Origin of the sequence: Aliivibrio fischeri ATCC 7744 = JCM 18803 = DSM 507, from assembly GCF_023983475.1 — a bacterium.
GTDB classification, from domain to species: Bacteria; Pseudomonadota; Gammaproteobacteria; order Enterobacterales; family Vibrionaceae; genus Aliivibrio; species Aliivibrio fischeri.
The window spans coordinates 2291795-2315182 of record NZ_CP092712.1 but is presented as its reverse complement, the minus strand read 5'-3'; the positions used below and the strand labels follow the sequence as shown (position 1 = coordinate 2315182).

General features: G+C 39.4%; 19 protein-coding genes and 1 other RNA gene. 14 read left to right on the top strand and 6 right to left on the bottom strand.

Features of this window, described 5'->3' with window-relative positions; genetic code table 11:
- The first annotated feature begins 325 nt into the window (after positions 1-325).
- From AVFI_RS10685 to AVFI_RS10650, 8 genes are all read left to right on the top strand, one after another.
- The gene (locus AVFI_RS10685; RefSeq protein ID WP_236782079.1) at positions 326-637 is read left to right on the top strand and encodes a helix-turn-helix domain-containing protein; all 312 of its coding nucleotides are present in this window, start codon (positions 326-328) and stop codon (positions 635-637) included.
- A gap of 390 nt (positions 638-1027) precedes the next feature.
- Positions 1028-1915: a hypothetical protein gene (locus AVFI_RS10680; protein ID WP_236782078.1), complete on the top strand. Its 888-nt coding sequence runs from the start codon at positions 1028-1030 to the stop codon at positions 1913-1915.
- A complete protein-coding gene (locus tag AVFI_RS10675; RefSeq protein WP_054775614.1) occupies positions 1905-3005 on the top strand; it encodes a tyrosine-type recombinase/integrase in 1101 nt (366 codons plus the stop codon). The genes AVFI_RS10680 and AVFI_RS10675 overlap by 11 nt, the downstream gene beginning before the upstream one ends.
- A 165-nt stretch (positions 3006-3170) precedes the next feature.
- Entirely contained in the window at positions 3171-3746 is a 576-nt protein-coding gene (locus tag AVFI_RS10670; RefSeq protein WP_188863573.1) for a recombinase family protein, read from the top strand.
- 152 nt (positions 3747-3898) lie between these two features.
- Complete coding sequence (locus AVFI_RS10665) at positions 3899-5446, top strand: type I restriction-modification system subunit M (RefSeq protein ID WP_054775615.1); 1548 nt, start codon at positions 3899-3901, stop codon at positions 5444-5446.
- A complete protein-coding gene (locus AVFI_RS10660) occupies positions 5443-6666 on the top strand; it encodes a restriction endonuclease subunit S (RefSeq protein ID WP_054775616.1) in 1224 nt (407 codons plus the stop codon). Before AVFI_RS10665 ends, AVFI_RS10660 begins: the two co-directional genes overlap by 4 nt.
- Position 6667: 1 nt before the next feature.
- The gene (locus AVFI_RS10655; protein ID WP_188863572.1) at positions 6668-7849 is read left to right on the top strand and encodes an AAA family ATPase; all 1182 of its coding nucleotides are present in this window, start codon (positions 6668-6670) and stop codon (positions 7847-7849) included.
- A gap of 1 nt (position 7850) precedes the next feature.
- Positions 7851-10967: an HsdR family type I site-specific deoxyribonuclease gene (locus AVFI_RS10650; RefSeq protein WP_188863571.1), complete on the top strand. Its 3117-nt coding sequence runs from the start codon at positions 7851-7853 to the stop codon at positions 10965-10967.
- Positions 10968-11026: 59 nt separating this feature from the next.
- On the opposite strand, the gene AVFI_RS10645 is transcribed toward AVFI_RS10650, so the two are convergent.
- The 3 genes from AVFI_RS10645 to smpB form a co-directional block, all read right to left on the bottom strand.
- Positions 11027-12265 (bottom strand): integrase domain-containing protein, encoded by a 1239-nt coding sequence (locus AVFI_RS10645; protein WP_188863570.1) that lies wholly within the window; start codon positions 12263-12265, stop codon positions 11027-11029.
- Between the two features lie 164 nt (positions 12266-12429).
- Positions 12430-12796, bottom strand: a transfer-messenger RNA (tmRNA) gene (ssrA, locus tag AVFI_RS10640).
- Positions 12797-12869: 73 nt separating this feature from the next.
- Positions 12870-13355 carry an SsrA-binding protein SmpB gene (gene smpB, locus AVFI_RS10635; protein WP_005420639.1) on the bottom strand — a complete coding sequence of 162 codons (486 nt, stop codon included), beginning with the start codon at positions 13353-13355 and terminating at the stop codon, positions 12870-12872.
- A gap of 296 nt (positions 13356-13651) precedes the next feature.
- Between smpB and AVFI_RS10630 the strand changes: the two genes are divergently transcribed.
- Entirely contained in the window at positions 13652-14089 is a 438-nt protein-coding gene (locus AVFI_RS10630) for an SRPBCC family protein (protein WP_005420637.1), read from the top strand.
- A complete protein-coding gene (locus AVFI_RS10625; protein ID WP_005420635.1) occupies positions 14076-14387 on the top strand; it encodes an RnfH family protein in 312 nt (103 codons plus the stop codon). Before AVFI_RS10630 ends, AVFI_RS10625 begins: the two co-directional genes overlap by 14 nt.
- 95 nt (positions 14388-14482) lie before the next feature.
- Here the strand turns inward: AVFI_RS10625 and bamE are convergent, their stop codons facing one another.
- The 3 genes from bamE to nadK all read right to left on the bottom strand — a co-directional run bounded on the left by bamE (position 14483) and on the right by nadK (position 17724).
- Entirely contained in the window at positions 14483-14839 is a 357-nt protein-coding gene (gene bamE / locus AVFI_RS10620) for an outer membrane protein assembly factor BamE (protein ID WP_005420634.1), read from the bottom strand.
- A gap of 215 nt (positions 14840-15054) precedes the next feature.
- Entirely contained in the window at positions 15055-16722 is a 1668-nt protein-coding gene (gene recN, locus AVFI_RS10615) for a DNA repair protein RecN (RefSeq protein WP_188863569.1), read from the bottom strand.
- Between the two features lie 117 nt (positions 16723-16839).
- A complete protein-coding gene (gene nadK, locus AVFI_RS10610) occupies positions 16840-17724 on the bottom strand; it encodes an NAD(+) kinase (protein ID WP_026029291.1) in 885 nt (294 codons plus the stop codon).
- A gap of 177 nt (positions 17725-17901) precedes the next feature.
- Here nadK and grpE point away from each other — a divergent pair, with 177 nt between their 5' ends.
- From grpE to dnaJ, 4 genes are all read left to right on the top strand, one after another.
- Positions 17902-18486, top strand: coding sequence for a nucleotide exchange factor GrpE (gene grpE / locus AVFI_RS10605; RefSeq protein ID WP_005420631.1), 585 nt, complete (start codon positions 17902-17904; stop codon positions 18484-18486).
- A gap of 241 nt (positions 18487-18727) precedes the next feature.
- Positions 18728-19675, top strand: a complete 948-nt coding sequence (locus AVFI_RS10600) for a hypothetical protein (RefSeq protein ID WP_069582343.1) — start codon at positions 18728-18730, stop codon at positions 19673-19675.
- Between the two features lie 221 nt (positions 19676-19896).
- On the top strand, positions 19897-21801 hold the full coding sequence (dnaK, locus tag AVFI_RS10595; protein WP_188863568.1) for a molecular chaperone DnaK: 1905 nt from the start codon (positions 19897-19899) through the stop codon (positions 21799-21801).
- Between the two features lie 380 nt (positions 21802-22181).
- Positions 22182-23321 carry a molecular chaperone DnaJ gene (gene dnaJ, locus AVFI_RS10590; protein ID WP_026029290.1) on the top strand — a complete coding sequence of 380 codons (1140 nt, stop codon included), beginning with the start codon at positions 22182-22184 and terminating at the stop codon, positions 23319-23321.
- Positions 23322-23388: the final 67 nt, after the last annotated feature.

Here is a 23388-nt window from a genome sequence, read left to right as displayed (position 1 = left end):
TGAGGCGGACCATATAATTAAGCCCAACCTCTTTCGAAGTTGGGCTTTTCCAAACGTTTGGGCTGGGGTAAGTTGATATTGGGTTTTATCTAATTGAAAATAAACATAATGTATTGGTTTGCTTTTTGCTGATGTACCTTGTGGTGTACCTGTTTTTTGTCCTTATCTCTAATTATTTTCATTCATATTCATGATTTTACACGCACATAAACAACTTTAATGCTGTTTGCGTGTGTTTAATACAACTCTTTAGTTGTTAGCTCTCTACTTTACAACTAAAGTGCTGCTTGTGGTTTTGTTGTAATATTAGAGTCGATTGGAGTTAATGATGAAGAATATTGATGAGATTTCAAAATTGCTGATTGAGCAACGTAAAGGGTTGGGCGTTGATCAGAAAGATATGTATATGCGAATTGGTATGAAGCAACAACAGTATCAGCGTATTGAAGCTGGTAGTGATGTAAAGCTGTCAACCTTGCTCAGAGTTTTAGAAGGATTAGACTTAGAGCTATCTATTACTCCCAAGAGTAGCAAAGCTCTTTCTAATCAAACGTCTGAAAGTCTAAATAAAAGCGATCTGCAAGATGATGCCGATGATTTAGAGTTTTGGTTTGGTTCTGAATTAATTCATGAATAAGTAAGTAGAGCAGGTTGAAGGTCTTAATATTCAATTATAAGGCGGTTACTTTATAAAGCCCTCCAGTTAAAGTCTTGGTTTTATACTTATTAGGGGTATAAATTGCTGTTGCAAAAAAAAATCTAGGTAAATTAACAGAATTATTAAGTATTACGTAGAGAGTAATAGAATTCATGAAAAAAAGGATAGTTTGTGAAGTACTTAATAATATTTACATTACTAATGCTTATATCAACAAGCGCGTATTAATTTTAAAGAAAAGCACTTAATTTAGAAGTTAAGTGCTTAAGCTTAACTGTTTCCCTAATACTCCAGTAAAGCTGGACCATTACATTATCGGCAAGGTAATTTTTGATTACTGTCGATTCAACGAATAGAAATCAATCAATAATGAGCAAACTATTTAAACTAAAAAAGTGGTTAACACTTGATGAGGCTGAAGCGCATATCTCTAATGTGCTTGGTGAGTCCTTCACAAAAGCCGACATATATCAATTTGCATTGGATGGGCATTTGGTATTGTCCGTTAATTTTGTCAATGTAGTAAAAGCTAAAAAAGTAACGTTCATTAAAACGGAAGATGTTCAGTATCGAAAAGTGTTCCCTCAAAATATACCAAGCATGTCTGAAGGCTCATATTTTGAAGAACCAATTAATGCAAGATATCAGGTATCAAAGGAATATTGGATTGAAGGCATAGAAGATAAAGTGGTATCGCTATCTGGTGTATTGGATTTAGCGATGATAGGTACGGAAATATTTCGTATAAAGCAGTTATGGCAACAAGAAATATTATCAGATGCTAAAGTTGAAATGCCCGAAGATACGGGTGTTTATGTTAAAGGTGCAGAGGAAACTTATCAGTTACAATTACTTTTAACTAGAGAAGAATATAGAAAACGGCACAATAATCTAACTGTAAATGGATTGATACCTAGGATACTTGATTCCGCCCTAGCTTATCCAGCAAGTCGGTTAGATGAAATGGATCATGTTCTGGTTGTAAAAGTAAAGGAGGTCACACGCTTTATCCAATCATTGGAAGACGTACCACAAGAAGAAAAAGCACTCATGCCTAAAGAGCGCAATACGCTGGTTACCATTATTGGCTCACTTCTTAAAGAGCTAGATATTAATCCTTCTAATAAAGGTATTGCATCTGCAATTAAGATAATGACTGAAACTGCTGGAACACCGATAGCTAAAAAACACATAATCCTAAGAGGACAAAACCTCTTAAATTGTCCTTTCGAGGGGGTATTTGATAATGAAGAATAATAGTACAAATAATGCACGAATTATTTATGAATTTACGAAGTACCTAAAAGAAGCTAAACGCCTAGATGACTCGACTATTGATGGGGTTCTTAAGTCAGTCAATCGTTTTGAAGAATATACAGCTTATATCGATTTTAAGAAATTTAGAGCCAAGCATGCCATTGGATTTAAGAAACATTTTCTAGAGAAAAAGTCTATTCATACAGGCGAGAAGTTAAGTAAAGCTACGGTACTTACTGCTACTCGTCATTTGAAATCATTCTTTCAATATTTAGTCACCCAGAAAGGCTATAGAGCAAAAATTAACTACAGTGATATTGAGTATTTCAATTTGTCTGAAAAAGACACTCGTATAGCTAATGCTAAGAGAAAAAGAAATGTAGCGACACTGGAACAAATAATGAAAGTCTTGGAGGAGATGCATTGCTCTAATCCAATTGAAATGCGAAATAGGGCATTGGTGGCTTTTATTATTTTGACTGGTGCAAGAGATGGTGCTGTAGCATCAGCGAAGATAAAACATATTGATTTTGCTGAGCAAAGTTTTTACCAAGATGCTAGGGACGTAAATACAAAATTTAGTAAAACCTTCATTTCGTATTTTTTCCCTGTAGGTGAATTGCCATTAAAGGTCTTGAATGAATGGATTGATTATTTAACTAATGAGCTTGGATACAAGCAAAATGATCCTTTATTTCCTAAGACTAAATTGGCACACAACAAAAATCAGCAATTTGAAGCTGTTGGTTTACTTAAAGATCATTGGAGTAATGCAAACCCAATCCGTAAAGTTTTTGCTCAAGCTTTTGAAGATTCTGGTTTGCCATATTTTAATCCTCATAGCTTTCGGAATACTTTAGTGAGATTGGGTGAAAGGCTTTGTCGAACACCTGAGGAGTTTAAAGCATGGAGTCAAAACTTAGGACATGAAAGTGTACTGACTAGTTTTTACAGTTATGGTGATGTTCCTGACTACAAACAAGCAGAGTTATTACGAAAACTAGCAAAACCAGCTGAAAACACTCCATCAGATATGGAGGAGCAATTTAAGAAGTTCATAGAGTTTCAAAAAATGATGGGAAACAAGTAATACCCATCAAGTTAACCTAACTAAGCTGGTATCAAAAAACATTCGTATTTTGACACCAGTTTTTTTACTTTTTATTGGTATCAATAAAATAGGTGGTGGTTTTAATGATACTGAAATTATATGATACCTTAATATTTGATACTAAACTGATGATTGAGAGTTCTAATGCGTATATTTGCTTATTGTCGTGTATCCACCACAGAACAAACAACAGAGAACCAAATCATAGCGATTGGTCAAAAAGGCTATGACGTTAATGAATCTCGAACTATTAGCGAAACGGTTTCTGGCTCAGTTGAAGCTATGAAGCGAGAAAAGTTCAAGATGCTTATTAATCACCAGATGGAAAGTGGTGATATGTTGGTAGTTTTAAAACTAGATCGCTTAGGGCGAGATAACATTGATGTTCAAAATACCATTAACTTACTCATTGAAAAGCAGATAAAAGTTGTTTGCTTAGATTTGCCCGTATCCGATCTAGCAAGCTCGGAAGGAAAGTTGATGTTGCAAATGTTTTCGGCTTTTGCGGAGTTCGAGCGAAATCGAATTAGAGAGCGAACAAAAGAAGGGCTTGAACGAGCTAAAGCTCAAGGAAAAAAGTTAGGTAGACCGCAAGCTCATGCCACAACAAATTTAGTTCAGTCAAAAAAAGCAGAAGGCTTATCTCAGTCAAAAGTTGCAGAAGCGTTAGGGCTAGGGATAGCTACGGTGAAAAGACATTGGAATAAAATGAATAGTTAAAATAATGTTTGGTTATTTTTGCTTTTTAAATATTTTAATCAATATAGTTACTATTTTTCCAATAAGTAATTAGGTTGAAGTTCATCAACTGGTTATAATATTAAGTAGAAAAACTGGTAGATATCCAGAAGAATTAAATAGGAATAATAAGAATGACAAGTACCGAACAGCGCAAGGCTTTGCAAAATCAAATCTGGAAAATTGCTAATGATGTACGTGGCTCAGTCGATGGCTGGGACTTTAAACAGTATGTGCTAGGTACGCTTTTCTATCGTTTTATCAGTGAAAACTTTGCTAACTACATTCAGGGTGGTGATGATAGCGTTAATTATGCTGAACTAAGCGATGATATTATCACCGAAGAGATCATTGAAGATGCAGTTAAGACCAAAGGCTACTTTATCTACCCAAGTGAGCTGTTTGTAAAAGTCGCTGCTACTGCTAACAAGAACGAAAATCTAAATACCGATTTGGCTAACATTTTTAAAGCGATTGAAAACTCAGCTAATGGATACCCGTCAGAGGCGGATATCAAGGGCTTGTTTGCCGATTTCGATACTACCAGTAACCGCTTAGGTAACACGGTAAAAGATAAAAATAGCCGTCTTGCAGCCGTGCTAAAAGGGGTTGCAGACCTCAATATTCATCAGTTTGAAGAGAATGAAAACGACCTCTTTGGTGATGCTTACGAGTTTTTAATCTCTAATTATGCCGCTAATGCAGGTAAGTCTGGCGGTGAGTTTTTTACCCCGCAAAATGTCTCAAAATTGATTGCACAGCTAGCCATGCACAAGCAAACCAGCGTCAATAAAATTTATGACCCAGCTGCTGGTTCGGGCTCTTTGCTACTGCAAGCAAAAAAACACTTTGATAATCACATCATCGAAGATGGGTTCTTTGGTCAGGAGATCAACCACACCACTTTTAATCTTGCACGTATGAACATGTTTTTGCACAACATAAACTACGACAAGTTCAATATGCAGTTGGGCAATACGTTGACCGAACCGCACTTTATTGACGACAAGCCTTTTGACGCCATCGTATCTAATCCACCTTATTCGGTGAAGTGGGTGGGTAGCGATGATCCAACGCTTATCAACGATGAACGCTTTGCACCAGCAGGTGTATTAGCGCCAAAATCCAAAGCTGATTTTGCCTTTGTTCTTCATGCGCTTAACTACCTATCCAGCAAAGGCCGTGCGGCGATTGTTTGCTTCCCAGGTATTTTCTATCGTGGCGGTGCGGAAAAGAAAATCCGTCAATATTTAGTGGATAACAACTATGTAGAAACAGTGATCTCGCTTGCCCCTAACCTGTTCTTTGGCACCACCATTGCAGTAAATATTCTGGTGTTGTCTAAGAGTAAAGCCGATACCACTACCCAGTTTATCGATGCCAGCGGCGAGGACTTCTTCGATAAAAAAACCAATAACAATGAACTAAACAATAACCATATCAAACAGATTATGGACATGTTCGATAGCAAAGCTGATGTTGAGCATGTGGCGAAATCAGTTAGCTATGAAGGGGTAGTGGATAAGGATTACAACTTATCAGTAAGCAGCTATGTTGAAGCTAAAGACACTCGTGAACAGGTCGATATCACTCAACTTAATAGAGAGATAACAAGTACTGTTGCCAAGATTGATCAATTGCGTGTTGATATTGATGCGATCGTTGCGGAGATTGAGGCATGAGCCAATTAAGCTTTATGGAAGAATTACTTGATGGAGCTAAAGTTGAGTGGAAGGAGCTTGGTGCGGTTATTGAAGCTAAGCGCGGGAGAAGGCTTGTTAAGAGTCAGCTTCAAGAATCAGGAGAATATGCGGTTTATCAAAATAGCATGACTCCGCTGGGATACTTTCACGAGAGCAATGTTGATTCTGATACTACATTTATAATATGCGCGGGATCGGCTGGTGAGATCGGTTATAGTCATGATGATTTTTGGGCTGCTGATGATGTCTACTATTTTCTGAAAAATAGCCAAATAAATAGTAAATACCTTTATCACTTTTTACTTACACAGCAGTATAAGATTTTATCCAAGGTTCGAAGGGCTAGTATCCCTCGTTTATCTAAAATAGGGTTTGAAAAACTTCAAATCCCAATTCCATGCCCAAACAACCCAGAAAAGTCGCTGGAGATCCAAGCAGAAATCGTTCGAATTTTGGATGCTTTTACCGAGCTGACAACCGAGCTGACAACCGAGCTGACAACCGAGCTTAGCGCACGCAAAAAGCAATACAACTACTATCGAGACCAATTACTTAGTTTTGATGAAGGCGAAGTTGAGTGGAAGACGTTAGGTGATGTAACCAAAAAATGGTATTCAGGCGGTACACCAAGAGCTGGTACCCCAGAGTATTACGAAGGCGGCGATATTCCTTGGCTGAGAACTCAGGAGGTTAGATTTACTAATATCCTAGAAACAGAGGTGAAGGTAACTCTTGCTGCTTTGCAAAACTCATCAGCCAAATGGATTCCAGAAAATTGCGTGATAATTGCTATTTCTGGAGCAACTGCAGGTAGATCTGCAATCAATAAAATACCATTAACAACTAACCAGCACTGTGGTTGCTTGGAAATCGATAGCAAGAAGGCTCTATATCGATATGTTTTCCATTGGGTCAGTTTTAATTATGAAAATATAAAAAACCTAGGACAAGGGGCAAGAGGAGATCTTAATTCGACAATAATTAAGAACTTTAGGTTACCTATCCCTTATGCAAATGATGCAGAGAAATCACTTGCTGAACAGGCACGTATTGTCTCTATTTTGGACAAGTTCGACACTTTGACCACTTCAATCCAAGAAGGTTTACCTCGGGAAATCGAGCTACGTCAAAAGCAGTATGAATACTACCGTGATTTGTTACTCAGCTTCCCTAAGCCAGAAATGACGGAAGGGGTGTAGCATGACCAAAACACTAACAGAGATTGCACGAGACCTGAAAGGATCGCCAAAGAAAGTGCAGTTGATCTATGCCTTTAACGGAACAGGAAAAACACGCCTTTCTAGAGAGTTTAAAGAGCTACTAGAGGCAGAAATCGATACTCAAGACGGCGATGATACGGAAGCATCAGAGCTCTCTCGCAAGAATATTCTGTACTACAACGCCTTTACCGAAGACCTGTTTTATTGGGATAACGACTTAAATGGTGATGAAGATAGGAAGCTAAAAATTCATCCGAACGCGTTCACCAAATGGGTGCTGGAAGATCAAGGGCGGGGCCCCGCAATTATCGACTACTTCCAAAGGTTAACAAGCAGTAGTATAGAGCCCGTGTTCAGCCCAGATTATTCATATGTCACTTTTAAAATACCAGGAAGTGATGAAGAACCCCCAATAAAGATCTCTAAAGGTGAAGAAAGTAACTTTATTTGGAGTGTTTTTTATAGCTTTTTAGAGTTAATCATTGATGAGCTAGGCAGCGCTGAGGATGATAGAGATGAAAGTTTCAATGGCTTAAAGTATATATTTATTGATGATCCAGTGAGCTCTCTTGATGATAATCACCTGATTGAGCTTGCAGTTGAGTTGGCTAAATTAGTCAAGAAAAGTACTTACTTTGAAGGCAATGGCCTGAAGTTTATTCTTACAACTCATAGTCCTCTTTTTTACAATGTGTTGCACAATGAGTTAAACAGTGATCTTGAAAAACCCAATCCAGATGGAACTCAAAGATGGATTTATAAACGTGCGCAATCAGAAAAGTATCTATTAGAAAAGAAGGGAAATGACGCTTTCGCCCTTACCAAGTCAAATGACAGACCTTTCTCATATCACTTGTTTTTATTGTCCGAGTTAAGAATGGCTATTCACAATAATGATATAAGAAAATATCACTTCAATTTGTTAAGGAATATTTTAGAGAAAACAGCTACATTTTTAGGTCACGGTAGGTGGGAGATTTTACTACCTAAGCTTGCTGATGGTAGTCCTGATCCATTTGCGAATCGAATTCTAAACCTTTCTAGCCATTCTGCGCATGCCGGAGAAGAGATCGCGATCATAGAAGATTCAGATAAAGATAACCTGGAAGCATTGGTCAGCTTTTTGAGCAGTGAATATAAATTCTGGAAACCGGAAGCATAAAATGATTGATTACAAAACCATTGCAGAATCAAATAACTTTATTGTTCTAGATAAGTACAACAAAGAGTGGCAAGTCAAAGAAAGTTACCAGAGCGAAGCCGATCTTGAACGTGAGCTAGTTGAAGACCTTCAAAACCAGGGTTACGAATACGTAGCAGGCTTAAATAGCCCAGAGAAAATGCTAGCGAATGTGCGCAATCAGCTGCAAACACTGAACAATGTGAGCTTTCTTGATGGAGAGTGGCAACGCTTTGTTGAGCAGTTCTTAGATAGCCCTAGTGACAACATCGTCGATAAAACTCGCAAAATTCATGAGGACTACATCTTTGATTTTGTGTTTGATGATGGACATATTGAAAACATCTATCTGGTGGATAAGCAGAATATCGCTCGCAATAAAGTGCAAGTGATAAAGCAGTTTGAGCAGACAGGTAGTGCAGCTAACCGCTACGATGTAACCATTTTGGTCAATGGCTTGCCATTAGTACAAGTTGAACTTAAAAAACGTGGTGTCGCGATTAGAGAAGCCTTTAATCAGGTGCATCGTTATAGCAAAGAGAGCTTTAACGCTGAAAACTCGCTGTTTAAATACCTTCAGTTATTTGTGATCTCCAACGGTACAGATACCCGTTACTTTGCTAATACCACTAAGCGTAACAAAAACAGTTTTGATTTCACCATGAACTGGGCGAAGTCAGATAATGCTTTGATTAAAGATCTCAAAGACTTTACGGCTACGTTCTTTCAGAAAAACACTTTGCTTAATGTATTGCTGAATTATTGCGTATTCGATGTGAGTAACACATTGCTGGTTATGCGCCCATATCAGATTGCGGCTACTGAGCGCATCATGTGGAAGATCAATAGTTCTTATCAAACTAAAGGTTGGGCTAATACTGAGAGCGGCGGCTACATTTGGCACACGACAGGTTCAGGTAAAACACTCACTAGCTTTAAAGCAGCGCGTTTGGCTACCGAATTGGATTTTGTTGATAAAGTATTCTTTGTTGTTGACCGTAAAGATCTCGACTATCAAACGATGAAAGAGTATCAACGCTTCTCACCAGACAGCGTAAATGGCTCTGAGAGCACTGCTGGATTGAAGCGCAACTTAGATAAAGACGATAATAAAATTATCGTGACAACCATTCAAAAGCTCAACAACCTGATTAAAAGCGAAAGCGGTCTATCTATCTTCAATAAGCAAGTGGTGTTTATTTTTGATGAATGTCACCGTAGCCAGTTTGGCGAAGCGCAGAAGAATATTAAGAAGAAGTTTAAAAAATACTACCAGTTTGGTTTTACTGGAACACCAATCTTCCCTGAGAATGCATTAGGTGCTGAGACAACTGGTGATGTGTTTGGTCGTCAATTGCACTCCTACGTCATTACCGATGCTATCCGTGATGAAAAAGTGCTGAAGTTTAAGGTCGACTACAACGATGTTCGCCCTCAGTTTAAAGCGATTGAAACTGAGACCGACGAGAGCAAGCTAACTGCGCTTGATAAAAAGAAAGCCTTTTTACATAAAGATCGTATTCGTGAGATTTCTCAGTACATCTTAAACAACTACCGCCAAAAGACGCATCGATTACAGGCGGGTGGTAAAGGCTTTAATGCTATGTTCGCCGTAAGTAGTGTCGATGCCGCAAAAGCTTACTTCGAGTGCTTTAGTGCGCTACAAAGTGAAAGCGAAACGGGCAAAGCCAGTAAACACCCACTTAAGGTTGCGACCATCTTCTCTTTTGCTGCTAACGAAGAGCAAGATGCGATTGGTGACATTACTGATGAAAGTTTCGATGTGTCAGCGATGAACAGTAGTGCTAAGGAGTTTTTGAGCGCAGCTATTGCGGACTATAACACTCACTTTAAAACCAATTTTGGTGTGGATAGTAAAGGATTCCAAAACTACTACCGTGACTTAGCGCAACGCGTTAAGAACCAGGAAGTAGACCTACTGATTGTGGTCGGTATGTTCCTCACTGGTTTTGATGCGCCAACACTCAATACTCTGTTTGTAGATAAGAACTTGCGCTACCACGGCTTAATGCAGGCGTACTCACGCACTAACCGAATTTATGATGCCACTAAGTCTTTTGGCAATATTGTTACCTTCCGCGATCTTGAGAAAGCGACTGTTGATGCGATTACGCTATTTGGTGATAAGAACACTAAGAATGTCGTGCTAGAAAAAAGCTACCAAGAGTATATGGAAGGCTTTAAAGACATTGCTACAGGTGAGGCTCGTCGCGGTTATCAGGCGGTGGTTGCTGAGCTGAAAGAACGTTTTCCTGACCCGTCAGCCATTGAAACGGAAAAAGACAAAAAAGCCTTTGCTAAGTTGTTTGGTGAATACCTACGCATTGAAAATGTATTGCAAAATTACGATGAGTTCGCGGGCCTAAAAGCTCTGCAAAGTGTCGATATGGAAGACGCAGAATCGGTTGAGGCATTTAAGGCTAAATATTACGTCGATGACGACGGTATCAAGGCGATGCAAGCGATTGACGTCCCGCCAGAGCGTGTGGTTCAAGACTATCGTTCAACCTACAACGATACACGTGACTGGCTACGTCATGAAAAAGCAGCAAACCAAAAAAATGAGTCGACCATTGATTGGGATGATGTGGTGTTTGAGGTCGATTTGCTTAAGTCACAAGAGATCAACCTAGACTACATCCTTGAACTGATTTTTGAGCACAACAAAAAGCGTAAAGGCAAAGCTGAGTTAATCGAAGAAGTACGCCGCTTGATTCGTGCCAGTCTTGGCAACCGTGCTAAAGAAAGTCTAATTGTTGATTTCATTAATCAAACTAACTTAGATGACATCGGTGATAAAGCCAGCATCATTGATGCTTTCTTTAAGTTTGCTCAAGCTGAACAAAAGCGTGAAGCTGAGAAACTGATCAGCACTGAAAACCTGAACGAAGAAGCCGCTAAGCGTTATATCACAGCATCGTTAAAACGTGAGTATGCGAGTGAAAACGGTACAGAGCTAAATTCTACCTTGCCTAAGATGAGCCCTCTCAACCCACAGTACAAAACGAAGAAGCAGACTGTTTTTCAAAAGATTGTTGCTTTTGTTGAGAAGTTTAAAGGCGTTGGTGGGAAGTTCTAGCCGAAATATGTTTAGACAAGGGCGGCAACTTCAACAGTTGCCACCTGAAGTTCTGGGAGTTAAATCACTTTCAATTGCTTAGTCCCCGTAACAGAGAGGCTGCCTTGTGCAGCCTCGTCTATACGCCCACTCCACCAGTACATCATTGGAATACGACGTTCTAAGTAGTCCGTTCGGTTATAAGCACTACGTACTTGGTTATCATCAACGTGAGCTAAGGCCGCTTCAATTAAGTCAGCTTCAAATCCTTGCTCGTTCAAAGTTGTACTAGCCAATGAACGTAATCCGTGACTAACCAACCGTCCAGCAAATCCCATTCGTTTAAGTGCCATATTCGCTGTTTGGCTATTACATGGCTTTTTCGGATCTCTATCTGATGGAAAAACAAATTCTCTATGTCCACTGATAGGTTTAATTACCTCTAATAACTCAAGCATTTGTTCTGTTAGTGGAATACGGTGCTCTCTTCGTTTTTTCATTCGTTCTGCGGGAATCGTCCAGATTTTTGTCTCTAAATTTATTTCTTCCCATTTAGTACCAGAGGCTTCGCTAGGGCGAGTCATTGTATGTAACTGCCATTCAATTAAGCATCGAGTTGTGCGCTTAATACTGGCATTTGCTATCGCACTCATGAGCTCTGGTAACTCCGCTGGTGCAAGAGCTGCCATATTCTCTTTCTTAGGCTTTTTGAAAGCAGCTTTAATACCTGTTAATGGGTTTGCTTGAATTAATCCGCAATTGGTAGCGAAGTTCATCACTTCATTTAAACGTTGTGATAATCGTTTAACGGTTTCTAAACTCCCTTTTGCCTCTATTGGTTTTAATAGATCAATGATAAGTGGTGCAGTGATTTCTTTGATTGGTGTGGTGGATAAGCTTGGGAATATATGTAATTCCAAAGAACGCCAGATATCGACAGCATAATCAGGTGTTATGGAATCTTTTTTAATTTCAAACCATTTTGTAGAGACATTAAGAAAAGTGTGTTCATGAATTGATTTATGTTCTAGCTGTTGGCGTTTTTTATTTTCTTGAGGGTCAATGCCTTGGGCAATTAACTCTTTAGCCTCTAATGCATTTTTACGAGCATTTGCTAGAGATAAGTCAGGATACTTTCCCAAGCTTAGATTGGAGCGTTTCTTTTTAATAGGGTGAGTATAATTCAGTAACCATAGCTTAGAACCATTAGGTTTAATTCTTAAACGCAGTCCATCACCATCAAAAAGATTGTATTCTTTATCGCTTGGTTTTGATGCCTTGATTTCTTTGTCTGTAAGGGGAGTTATGATTTTTGCCATAATGGGTACACCAAGTTAACGTAATAAAATCAGTGTACCTTGTAGTGTACCTAAAAATCAAAGAAGCAGTAGGACACTAAAAGACCTTAATAGATACTAAGTCATTGATTTTTCGTTATTCAGATACAAAAAAAGACGCCCTAGGACGTCTTTAAATGTGTATTTGGTGGAGCTGGGGGGATTTGAACCCCCGTCCGAAAATCGTTCACCGTTGGCGCTACATGTTTAGTCGATCTTTAATTTCACCGTAAAACTGCGAACCGACACGCTATCTTATGGCTATCCTGAATTATAATTCGAAGTTCATCTCTCAGGCGGGAGAATCCGTTCTAGCTCGTTTGGGTTTGATCCCCTGTTATTCCCCGTCTTACAAGCAGAAGCTAGGGCAGGAGAGCTCTCAGCAGGTTATTAAGCTGCTAGTGCGTAGTTTTCGTCGTTTGCGACTATTTTTTTGCGGCTTTTTACGTGGCCAACCGCCCCACGACATGCTCCTCGGGTTTCAAAATTCCCGTCGAATCCTGAATCAGCCCCAAAGTTTTGTTACCAGATGATACTAACAGAAAAACAGCGTCTGTCTAGCTAGTATCAATCTAACTGGTTGAAATTAACGCAAACTACTCTTCATAATTCGTGCTTTATCTCGGTTCCAGTCTTTTTCTTTTGAATCTGTACGTTTATCGTGCAGTTTTTTACCTTTAGCTACGCCAACTTTGATTTTCGCCCAAGAACGAACCCAATACATTGTCGTTGCAACCAGTGTCATACCTTCACGATTTACACGGCCAATGAGGTTATCAATTTCTTTACGGCTCATCAGTAATTTACGAATACGAGTTGGATTCGCTACAACGTGAGTCGATGCTGCTTGTAGTGGCGTGATTGTCATACCACTAATAAAAATTTCGCCATCGCGTACGTAAACGTAACTTTCAGCGATGTTCACTTTACCAGAACGAAGAGATTTAACTTCCCAGCCTTGGAGTTCAATCCCAGCTTCGATTTCATCATCAATGAAATATTCGTGGCGAGCTTGCTTGTTCATAGCAATGGTATTACTGCCCGCTTTATCTTTTGATTTTTTCTTTGCCATAATGCCCACATTATACTGATAGGGAAGTGGTTTGACTAGATAACCTGAACTCGAGACAACTTAAGCCTTTCAGTACCGTACGTTTAGCGCCTAACGTTGTTAAAATCAACGCAATAGACTCGCTATTGACTTATGATTTTGCCTAGTTATGCATCTAAAATTACAGCACTGAATAGAATGCTTTACATGATAGATATAGGTATTTAATAGCCTTTTTTATCTCGAGTTCAGGTTATATATACTCAAGCTAATTCAAGATGGTATGATGCTTACCTCTATAATGTAAAGGATAATTTATGCCTCAGGTTAGCCGATCTGCATTAGTGCCGTTTAGCGCAAAGCAGATGTACGATTTAGTCAATGATGTTGCGTCATACCCTCAGTTTTTACCTGGTTGCTCAGGTTCTAAGATCTTAGAGCAAACAGAAAGTACAATGGTAGCGTCTGTTGATGTCGCAAAAGCGGGCATAAAGAAAACATTTACAACCAAAAATACCTTAATTGACTCTGAAATGATTGGAATGAACCTTGTTGATGGTCCATTTAAATCATTAACTGGCGGCTGGCATTTTATGGCACTCGATGAAACCGCTTGTAAGGTTGAGTTAAAGTTAGATTTTGAATTTTCCAATGCGTTAGTTGCGATGGCATTTGGGAAAGTGTTTCAAGAATTAACTAATAATATGGTGAATTCATTTACTCAAAGAGCGAAGCAAGTATATGACTGTAATTAACGAAATGATCCACGTAGAAGTTGTTTATGCTCTGCCAACGGAACAAGTAGTATTTAAATTAGCGGTAAAAGCAGAACAAACCGTAGAAGAGATCATTGTTCAATCTGGCGTATTAGAACGTTACCCTGAGATTGATTTAAAAGTGAATAAAGTCGGTGTGTTTAGCCGTAACGTTAAACTAGATGCGACAATTCGAGATAAAGATCGCATTGAAATCTATCGCCCACTATTAGCTGATCCAAAAGAAATCCGTCGTAAAAGAGCTGAGCAAGCTAAGAAAGAAGCGGCAAAAAAGTAATTTCAATAATAAACAGATAATTAGCTATAGAAATAAAAAACCGGATTTCGTTAAACGAGATCCGGTTTTTTTGTGTTTGAAATACGGTGAGGAAATTAAAGCTTCTCGAAGAAACTGTCACTCATCGGGAAGTCGCCTTCCATATTCGTTAGGTTACCATTGTCATCAAAGTGAACGATTAAGTTCTTTTGAATGGCTTTTTCGTGGCCATGAGTAAAGTGATAAATGTAGTACCACGTATTTGGATAACCAGACTCAACAAGCATTGGTGAACCCATTACAAACTGTACTTGTTGTTTGGTCATGCCAAATCGCAGTTTGTCGACAGCTTCTTGTTCAACGTAATTACCTTGGGCAATATCGATTCGATATACCAATGGCTCTAATAACGAGCAACCACCCAGTAGTCCAACAGCGAGGGGTAGAGCAATGATCCATTTTTTGAATTGCATAGTTCGTACAGCTTTAGCCTTTTAAATAATTAAACAGATGATAAACAAGCTGACCTAAGAAGTAAAAAGGTTAAGCGTGTTCTAGTGTGTTTTGACCCTAAATTTTGAATCTAGTTGCATTGATTCTTTCGATTTTAGTGATTACTTTCATTAAAAAAGCCAATATTAATAAAATAATATTGGCTTTTTGAGTCGATAAATGAATGCTGTAGATATTAAGCCGCGTTCAGTAATTCTTTTGCGTTGGCTAATGTGTGAGCAGTGATTTGAGTTCCGCCAAGTAAGCGAGCTAGCTCTTCTACACGTTCTTCTAAGTTTAATGCTCGCATTTGGGTTTCCGTTTTACCTGATTTGGTATACTTAGCAACAAACAATTGGTTATGGCCACAACCTGCAACTTGAGGTAAGTGAGTTACGCACAACACTTGAGTTGATTCACCTAGAGTGCGTAGCATTTTACCTACTACTGCTGCAGTTGGTCCGCTAATACCCACATCAACCTCATCGAAAATCAGGCTTGGTGTATCGACTTTTTGCGCTGTAATCACTTGGATAGCCAGTGAAATACGTGATAACTCACCACCTGAAGCCACTTTAGCAATAGGCTGCAGTGGTTGTCCCGGGTTTGTGGATACCTTAAAGCACAAGGTATCGATACCGAGAGGTGAAATCTTCGTATGTGCATCACTTTCAATTTGAATGTCGAATACCGCTTTTTCCATGCTTAAAGTTTGCATGCTGTCGGTAATTTTGTTGTTTAATTCTTTTGCGTAACGTTGACGACTTTTCGTTAACTTATGCGCCGCTTCTAAGAAGTGCTGTTTTAGTTCTTCCACTTCTTGTTCACGCTGTTCACGTTTTTCATCAGAGCAATCAAGGCGATCATATTCTGCTAATAATTGTTGGTGATGTTCATATAATTCGTCAGCAAGAACATGGTGTTTTTTTGCCATCGACATTACTCGACTAAAGCGCTCTTCAACAAAAGCAATTTGTTCAGGGTCAACATCAATATTATCAAGATAGTTTTTGATTTCATGATTGGCTTCTTCAACCTGAATCATGGCTTCATTCAACATTTCAGATAAAGGGGCAAGTTGAGGATCTAATTGACCTAATTGTTGAATATGATTATTGGCATATTGCAGTAATTGAAGCGCATTCACTTCATCATTTTCATATAAAATAGAGATGGCTTGTTGGCTGCATTCAACCAATTCACCAGAATTAGAAAGGCGCTTGTGGTCTTCTTCTAATTGAGTGAATTCTTCTTCACCTAATGCAAGCTCATTCAGCTCTTTTATTTGGTATTCGATCAGCTGTTTTTGAGCTTCGTTTTGTTGACTATGCTTAATCATTTGTTTTAACGCATTGTCAGCTTGTCGCCATGCTTGATAACGGCTGCGAGTTTTATTTAATAATGAAACATGTCCTGCATATTGATCCAACATATTGAGTTGGTATTCAGGTTTCATTAGTTCATGGTGAGCATGTTGGCCATGAATGTTAATCAACAAATGGCCTAATGTTTTTAGCTGAGCAGCAGGGACAGGGCTACCATTGATAAAGCCACGCGAGCGACCTTCTTTGGTAATGACACGACGTAAAATACAATCATTGCCATCATAAAGTTCGTTATCTTCTAACCAGCGTTTGGCATTAATGTTGTTTTCTAGAGTAAAAAGAACGGTGATTTCTGCTTTTTCTTCCCCTTGGCGAACCATGGAAGCTTCTGCGCGATCACCAAGACATAAACCAAGGGCATCAATGGCGATGGATTTACCAGCACCAGTTTCACCTGTGATGGTTGTCATGCCTTTGGTTAGGTCAAGCTCTAAAGATTTTACGATAGCAAAATGAGTAATTTTAATATGTGCCAACATAAGTCAGTCTCTGCGAAATTTAAAATACGAAAAACACTGTATATAGACACAGTATATACTGTTTCTTTATACAGTAAAGTGAATTTAAATTTTTTGTGACTAACTTAACTTTACTTGTTAGAACAACTTACTTGACCAACCTAGCTTATTTCTAAGTATATGATAGTAGCTGTAATCTTTAGGATGGATCAGTTTTAGTCTTGATGGGCTTTGGAAAATATGCACTTCATCACCCGGACTAACAGGCAGAGAGACTTGCCCATCACAGCTGACTTCTAACGTGGTACGGTTCTCTGGAGATATGCACAACTTAATGTGACGTTTCCCTTCGACCACCAAAGGGCGACTTGAAAGTGTATGTGGAAACATTGGTACAATTGAGATGGCATTTAAGTTTGGAGACAGAATAGGGCCGCCGCCAGAGAGTGAATAGGCTGTTGATCCTGTAGGTGTTGAGATAATCAAACCATCTGAGCGTTGAGAGAAAGCAAAAGTGTCATCAATATACACTTCAAATTCAATCATATGTGCGACTTGGCCTGGGTGAAGTACCACTTCATTAAAGGCTGAATTATGGCTTTTAACTTGTCCATGGCGATGAACTTCAGCTTCTAATAAAAAGCGCTCTTCTTTTACAAAGTCACCATTTAATACCGCTTGCAGAGGTTCTTCAAAATTATCTGGATCAAGATCAGTTAAGAAACCAAGATTACCTCTATTAACGCCAATGACTGAAATATCAAATCGAGAGAGTACACGAGCGGCACCTAGCATATTACCGTCACCACCAACAACAATGGCAAGATCAGCTAATTCCCCTAACTTTAATAGATGATTGAAACGGTCAGCTGGAATTTCAGGTAGGGCTTCACGTAAACGGTCGTCGAGAAGGACCGTATAATTTTGATCAGTAAGCCAGTGATAAATCGATAAATGCGTTTTTATCGCATTAGGATCTCTTGGTTTACCAATGATAGCAATAACGTTAAAGGCTCTTTTCATATCCATCATCCATCATGAAATGGGGAACAAATGTTACAATTCGTACTATTATGCTTGAATCGCACTATTTAGTCCCCATAATAATGTCAAAGTTTTAATTTGCGTATAGAGCGACGCCTTGGTTTGTATTAAGATCGCTTTATATAGCTAGTCATTAGCATTCTGGAGAAAGCAGTAATGAGTAACGAAGAAAACAAAGTAAACGAAGAAGCAGTAGTAGAAGAGCAAGTTGAAGCAGTTGGCACAGAAGCCGATGTGGAATGGAATGAATCTGCTGAAGACAGCCAAGAAGCAAAAATTGCAGAACTAGAAGCTGCACTACTTGCTAGCCAAGCTCAGATTAAAGAACAACAAGATACGGTTCTACGAGCAAAAGCTGAAGAGCAAAATGTTCGTCGTCGTGCTGAAGAAGACGTTGATAAAGCGCGTAAATACGCACTGAAGAAATTTGCTGGTGAGCTTCTTCCTGTTCTAGATAACTTAGAGCGTGCTCTTGAAAACGGCGATAAAGAAAACGAAGCAGCAAAAGCACTGCTTGAAGGTGTTGAGCTAACACTTCAAACGTTTGTATCGACGGTTGAGAAATTCGGTTTAACGGTAATTAACCCAATGGGTGAAGCGTTTAATCCTGAACTTCACCAAGCGATTGGTATGCAAGCAAGCCCAGATCATGAATCAAACACAGTTATGATCGTGATGCAAAAAGGCTATACGTTGAACGACCAAGTATTACGTCCAGCAATGGTAATGGTTGCTCAATAATCATCATTTTTTGATTCAAATTATGATTAAAAATCAAGCGGTTCCGAGTTCGGAATCGCTTTTTTTTGTCTTTTTTTTAAGATGTACTGTCTTTGTTTTTGGAATTTGCCTTATAAATAAGGAATGAACCTCAAAGGTTTGAATATCCATTGTATTTAGTGTCGTTATTTGTTTTGTTTTTTACTACATTTTAATCATCATGGAATGAGATGAGTTAAATATAAAATATATGGAAAAGAACATGAAATTAGCATCGATACTTCTTAGTGCATTATGCTTATACAGCCCATTGAGTTTGGCTGAGCATGTGGTTGCGTCAGACACTTATTCGTCAATGGCCTTACCTAATGATGCCAAACTATATAACGCACCAACAACCTCTGGATGGGCAAGTGGAGCAACAATAGTTCAAGGGATCCCTAGAGGTGATGCGGCCCCTTCGTATTGGGCTGATGAGATCATAGATAAAAGTATGACAACCTCTGAGCCATGGAGTGGAATGACTCAATGGTTTACGGTTTTTGAAGATCAAAAAAATACATCAAGAAACGTTCGAGTGGTGATTGGTGATGCGGACATGTGGCTGCTTCAATCTACCGATGGTTCGATGGACCCACTGACTGCTGAGTGGGTAAATGTTACGGTAACTAAAGCACAAGTTAACTGGGCTGCTTACTATTCTCATAACATCATTAAGTATATTGAAGATGTGCCTTATCGTCGTAATGCTGAAGGGTTTAAAGAATACGAGTTACACACTGAGCATTACCCATTACACGGTGGAACCAGTAAAGTTGAAATTGATGGAGAAAACGTTCTTGCTGCATTTGTTCGAATGAAAGCTTGGCTTGTACCTGATAAGCTACAAGGCAAACAAGATGTTGCTACAGCAAAAGTATTGATAAGTACGGGTGCCGATTATTATCCAACAGTAAATACTTCCGTTTCGCATGGCGATTTATCTAATGCTAATTACCTTCCAGGTGCTGGCGGAAGCCGTTTTCAATATTTAACCACAACACCAACTTGGTATTATATGGGGACGGTAGCTCCTGATGATTTATCTATTGTTGACGATAACAGTCCATACATTAAATCAGGTGGCAAAACTTATTTAACAAAAGAAGAATGGCATAAAAACCCGCCTCCCATTCATTTTGAACCAATGAGTTGTAATGATTCTTATTAGTTAATATGAACTGAAAATTACCTAGAATGATTGAGCCTGACATGATTGTTAGGCTTTTTTTTGCTCAGATGGAAATAAAATTGAATTTTTTTTATTTCATCCCTTGAATTGTGATTTAGCGCCCTTATTAATTAGTCATAGAATGAATTATGGGATTCACTCCCAACCCTTACTCAAGTTGTTTTGGGTAAGTTTGAATAGATAAATTTGGAGATAACCTGATGGGTAAGATCATTGGTATTGACTTAGGTACTACTAACTCTTGTGTTGCTGTTCTTGATGGCGATACGCCACGTGTTTTGGAGAACGCAGAAGGTGAACGTACAACGGCATCGGTAATTGCATACACAGATGGCGAAACTCTTGTAGGTCAACCAGCTAAACGTCAAGCGGTAACTAATCCGCAAAACACGTTATTTGCTATTAAGCGTCTTATCGGTCGTCGTTTTGAAGATGAAGAAGTACAGCGTGATATCGAAATCATGCCATTCAAAATCGTTAAAGTTGACAACGGTGATGCATGGGTAGAAGCGAAAGGCCAAAAAATGGCTGCTCCTCAAGTATCTGCTGAAGTTCTTAAGAAAATGAAGAAAACAGCTGAAGACTTCCTAGGTGAAGAAGTAACTGGCGCAGTTGTTACTGTTCCTGCTTACTTTAACGATGCTCAACGTCAAGCAACTAAAGATGCTGGTCGTATCGCAGGTCTTGATGTTAAACGTATCATCAACGAACCAACAGCAGCTGCACTAGCTTACGGTCTAGACAAAAAAGGTGGCGATCGCACTATCGCTGTTTACGACCTTGGTGGTGGTACATTCGATATCTCTATCATCGAAATTGACAACGTTGATGGCGAGCAAACGTTCGAAGTTCTTGCAACTAACGGTGACACACACCTAGGTGGTGAAGACTTTGATAACCGTCTAATCAACTACTTAGTATCTGAGTTTGAAAAAGAGCAAGGCATCAACCTTAAGAACGATCCTCTTGCGATGCAACGTGTTAAAGAAGCTGCTGAAAAAGCAAAAATCGAGCTTTCTTCTGCACAACAAACTGACGTAAACCTACCTTACGTTACTGCAGATGCTACTGGTCCTAAGCACATGAACGTTAAAGTTACTCGTGCAAAACTAGAATCTCTAGTTGAAGACCTAGTAATTCGTTCTCTTGAGCCACTAAAAGTAGCTCTTGCAGATTCAGATCTATCTGTAGATGAAATCACTGACGTTATCCTAGTTGGTGGTCAAACACGTATGCCTATGGTTCAAGCTAAAGTTGCAGAGTTCTTCGGTAAAGAAGCACGTCGTGACGTGAACCCTGATGAAGCAGTAGCAATGGGTGCTGCAGTTCAAGGTGGTGTACTAGCTGGTGACGTTAAAGACGTTCTACTACTAGACGTTACTCCTCTATCTTTCGGTATCGAAACGATGGGTGGCGTGATGACTAAGCTAATCGAAAAGAACACAACAATCCCAACAAAAGCGGATCAAACGTTCTCAACAGCTGAAGACAACCAAAGTGCGGTAACTATCCACGTACTTCAAGGTGAGCGTAAACAAGCGACTTACAACAAGTCTCTAGGTCAATTTAACCTAGAAGGTATCCAACCTGCACCACGTGGCATGCCACAAATCGAAGTAACATTCGACCTAGATGCAGATGGTATCCTAAACGTATCAGCAAAAGATAAGTCTACTGGTAAAGAGCAGAAGATCACAATCCAAGCTTCAGGCGGTCTAACTGACGAAGAAATCGAAGCAATGGTACAAGAAGCTGAAGCTAACAAAGACGCGGACAAAAAGTTCGAAGAGCTAGTAACAGCACGTAACCAAGCAGACCAAATGATCCACGGTACTCAAAAGCAAATCGAAGAGGCAGGCGATGCACTTCCAGCTGATGAGAAAGAGAAAATTGAAGCAGCAATCAAAGCGTTAGAAGAAGTTAAATCTGGTAACGACAAAGAAGCGATTGATGCGAAAACTCAAGAGCTAATGCAAGCAGCGCAAAAGCTAATGGAAATTGCTCAACAGAAAGCTCAAGCACAACAAGGTGCTGACGCAGGTGAGCAACCTAAGCAAGATGACGATGTAGTAGACGCTGAATTCGAAGAAGTAAAAGACAAGTAATTTCTTGTCGCTAGAAGGGTTAATTCCTGCGTCGAAAGTACTCATTTACTAACGTAAACTCCGTGCTTTCTCCTTGAACTTAACACTTCTAGCTTAAAGAAATCATTGCCTTAGCTATTTAAGAAAAGAGCAAAAGCCCTATATCTTGAATGCTTCGAATGGAAAATATATTGCGGGCGTTGGAGTTTTCTCTACCGCCCGCAAGTTTGTAATATCAACCTGAATATCTAACAAGCAAGAATGAGTTGGTACTTGTTTAGGTTGATATATTATTAGGTCAATCTAGATAATCATTCTCGAACCTGAACCTGATTATCTAGATTGAACTCATGCCGATGGTGCTTGTAACCGGCGGTATCAAAAGAATTGGTGACTAAAGCATGTCTAAACGTGATTTTTATGAAGTGTTGGGCGTAAGCCGTGATGCTTCAGAGCGTGATATTAAGAAAGCCTATAAGCGCTTAGCAATGAAGTTCCACCCTGACCGTAATCAGGGTGACGATACAGCTGCTGAGAAGTTTAAAGAAGTTAAAGTTGCGTATGAAATCTTAACTGATGCTCAAAAACGTTCAGCTTATGATCAATATGGCCATGCAGCCTTTGAACAAGGTGGTATGGGCGGCGGCGGCTTTGGCGGCGGCGGTGCAGATTTTGGTGATATCTTCGGTGATGTATTTGGTGATATCTTCGGTGGTGGTCGCCGTGGTGGTCAGCAACGTGCACAGCGTGGTTCTGATTTACGTTACAACATGGAACTGACTTTAGAAGAAGCGGTTCGTGGTTGTGATAAAGAAATTGAAGTACCGACTTTAGTCTCTTGTGACCCATGTGAAGGAACAGGTGCTAAGAAAGGCACATCATCAACAACATGTAGTACTTGTCACGGTCAAGGCCAAGTTCAGATGCGTCAAGGCTTCTTTGCTGTACAGCAAGCATGTCCAACGTGTCACGGTAAAGGTAAGATCATTAAAGACCCATGTAATTCATGTCATGGTGAAGGTCGAGTCCATAAAACGAAAACACTTAACGTTAAGATCCCATCTGGCGTTGATACCGGTGATCGTATTCGTCTATCTGGCGAAGGTGAAGCGGGAGAGCACGGCGCTCCAGCAGGTGATCTATACGTACAAGTTCACGTAAAAGAACACAATATTTTTGAGCGTGACGGCAACAACTTATACTGTGAAGTACCAGTAAGCTTTACGATGGCTGCATTAGGTGGTGAAGTTGAAGTTCCTACTCTTGATGGTCGTGTAAGCTTAAAAGTGCCACTAGAAACGCAAACAGGACGTATGTTCCGTATGCGCGGTAAAGGCGTGAAAGGCGTTCGTACACACAGTGCAGGTGACTTAATCGTTAAACTTATTGTTGAAACGCCAGTTAAGTTAACTAAACGCCAAAAAGAATTACTGCAAGAGTTCCAAGAATCTTTTGATGGTAAAGATGCGAAAAAGCATAATCCAAAATCAGAAGGCTTCTTATCTGGAGTGAAAAACTTCTTTGATGATTTAACTAAATAATTTAGTTTATTCGTTAAATACTAAAAAAGAGCAATGATGCTAGTCAGCGTCATTGCTCTTTTTTTAT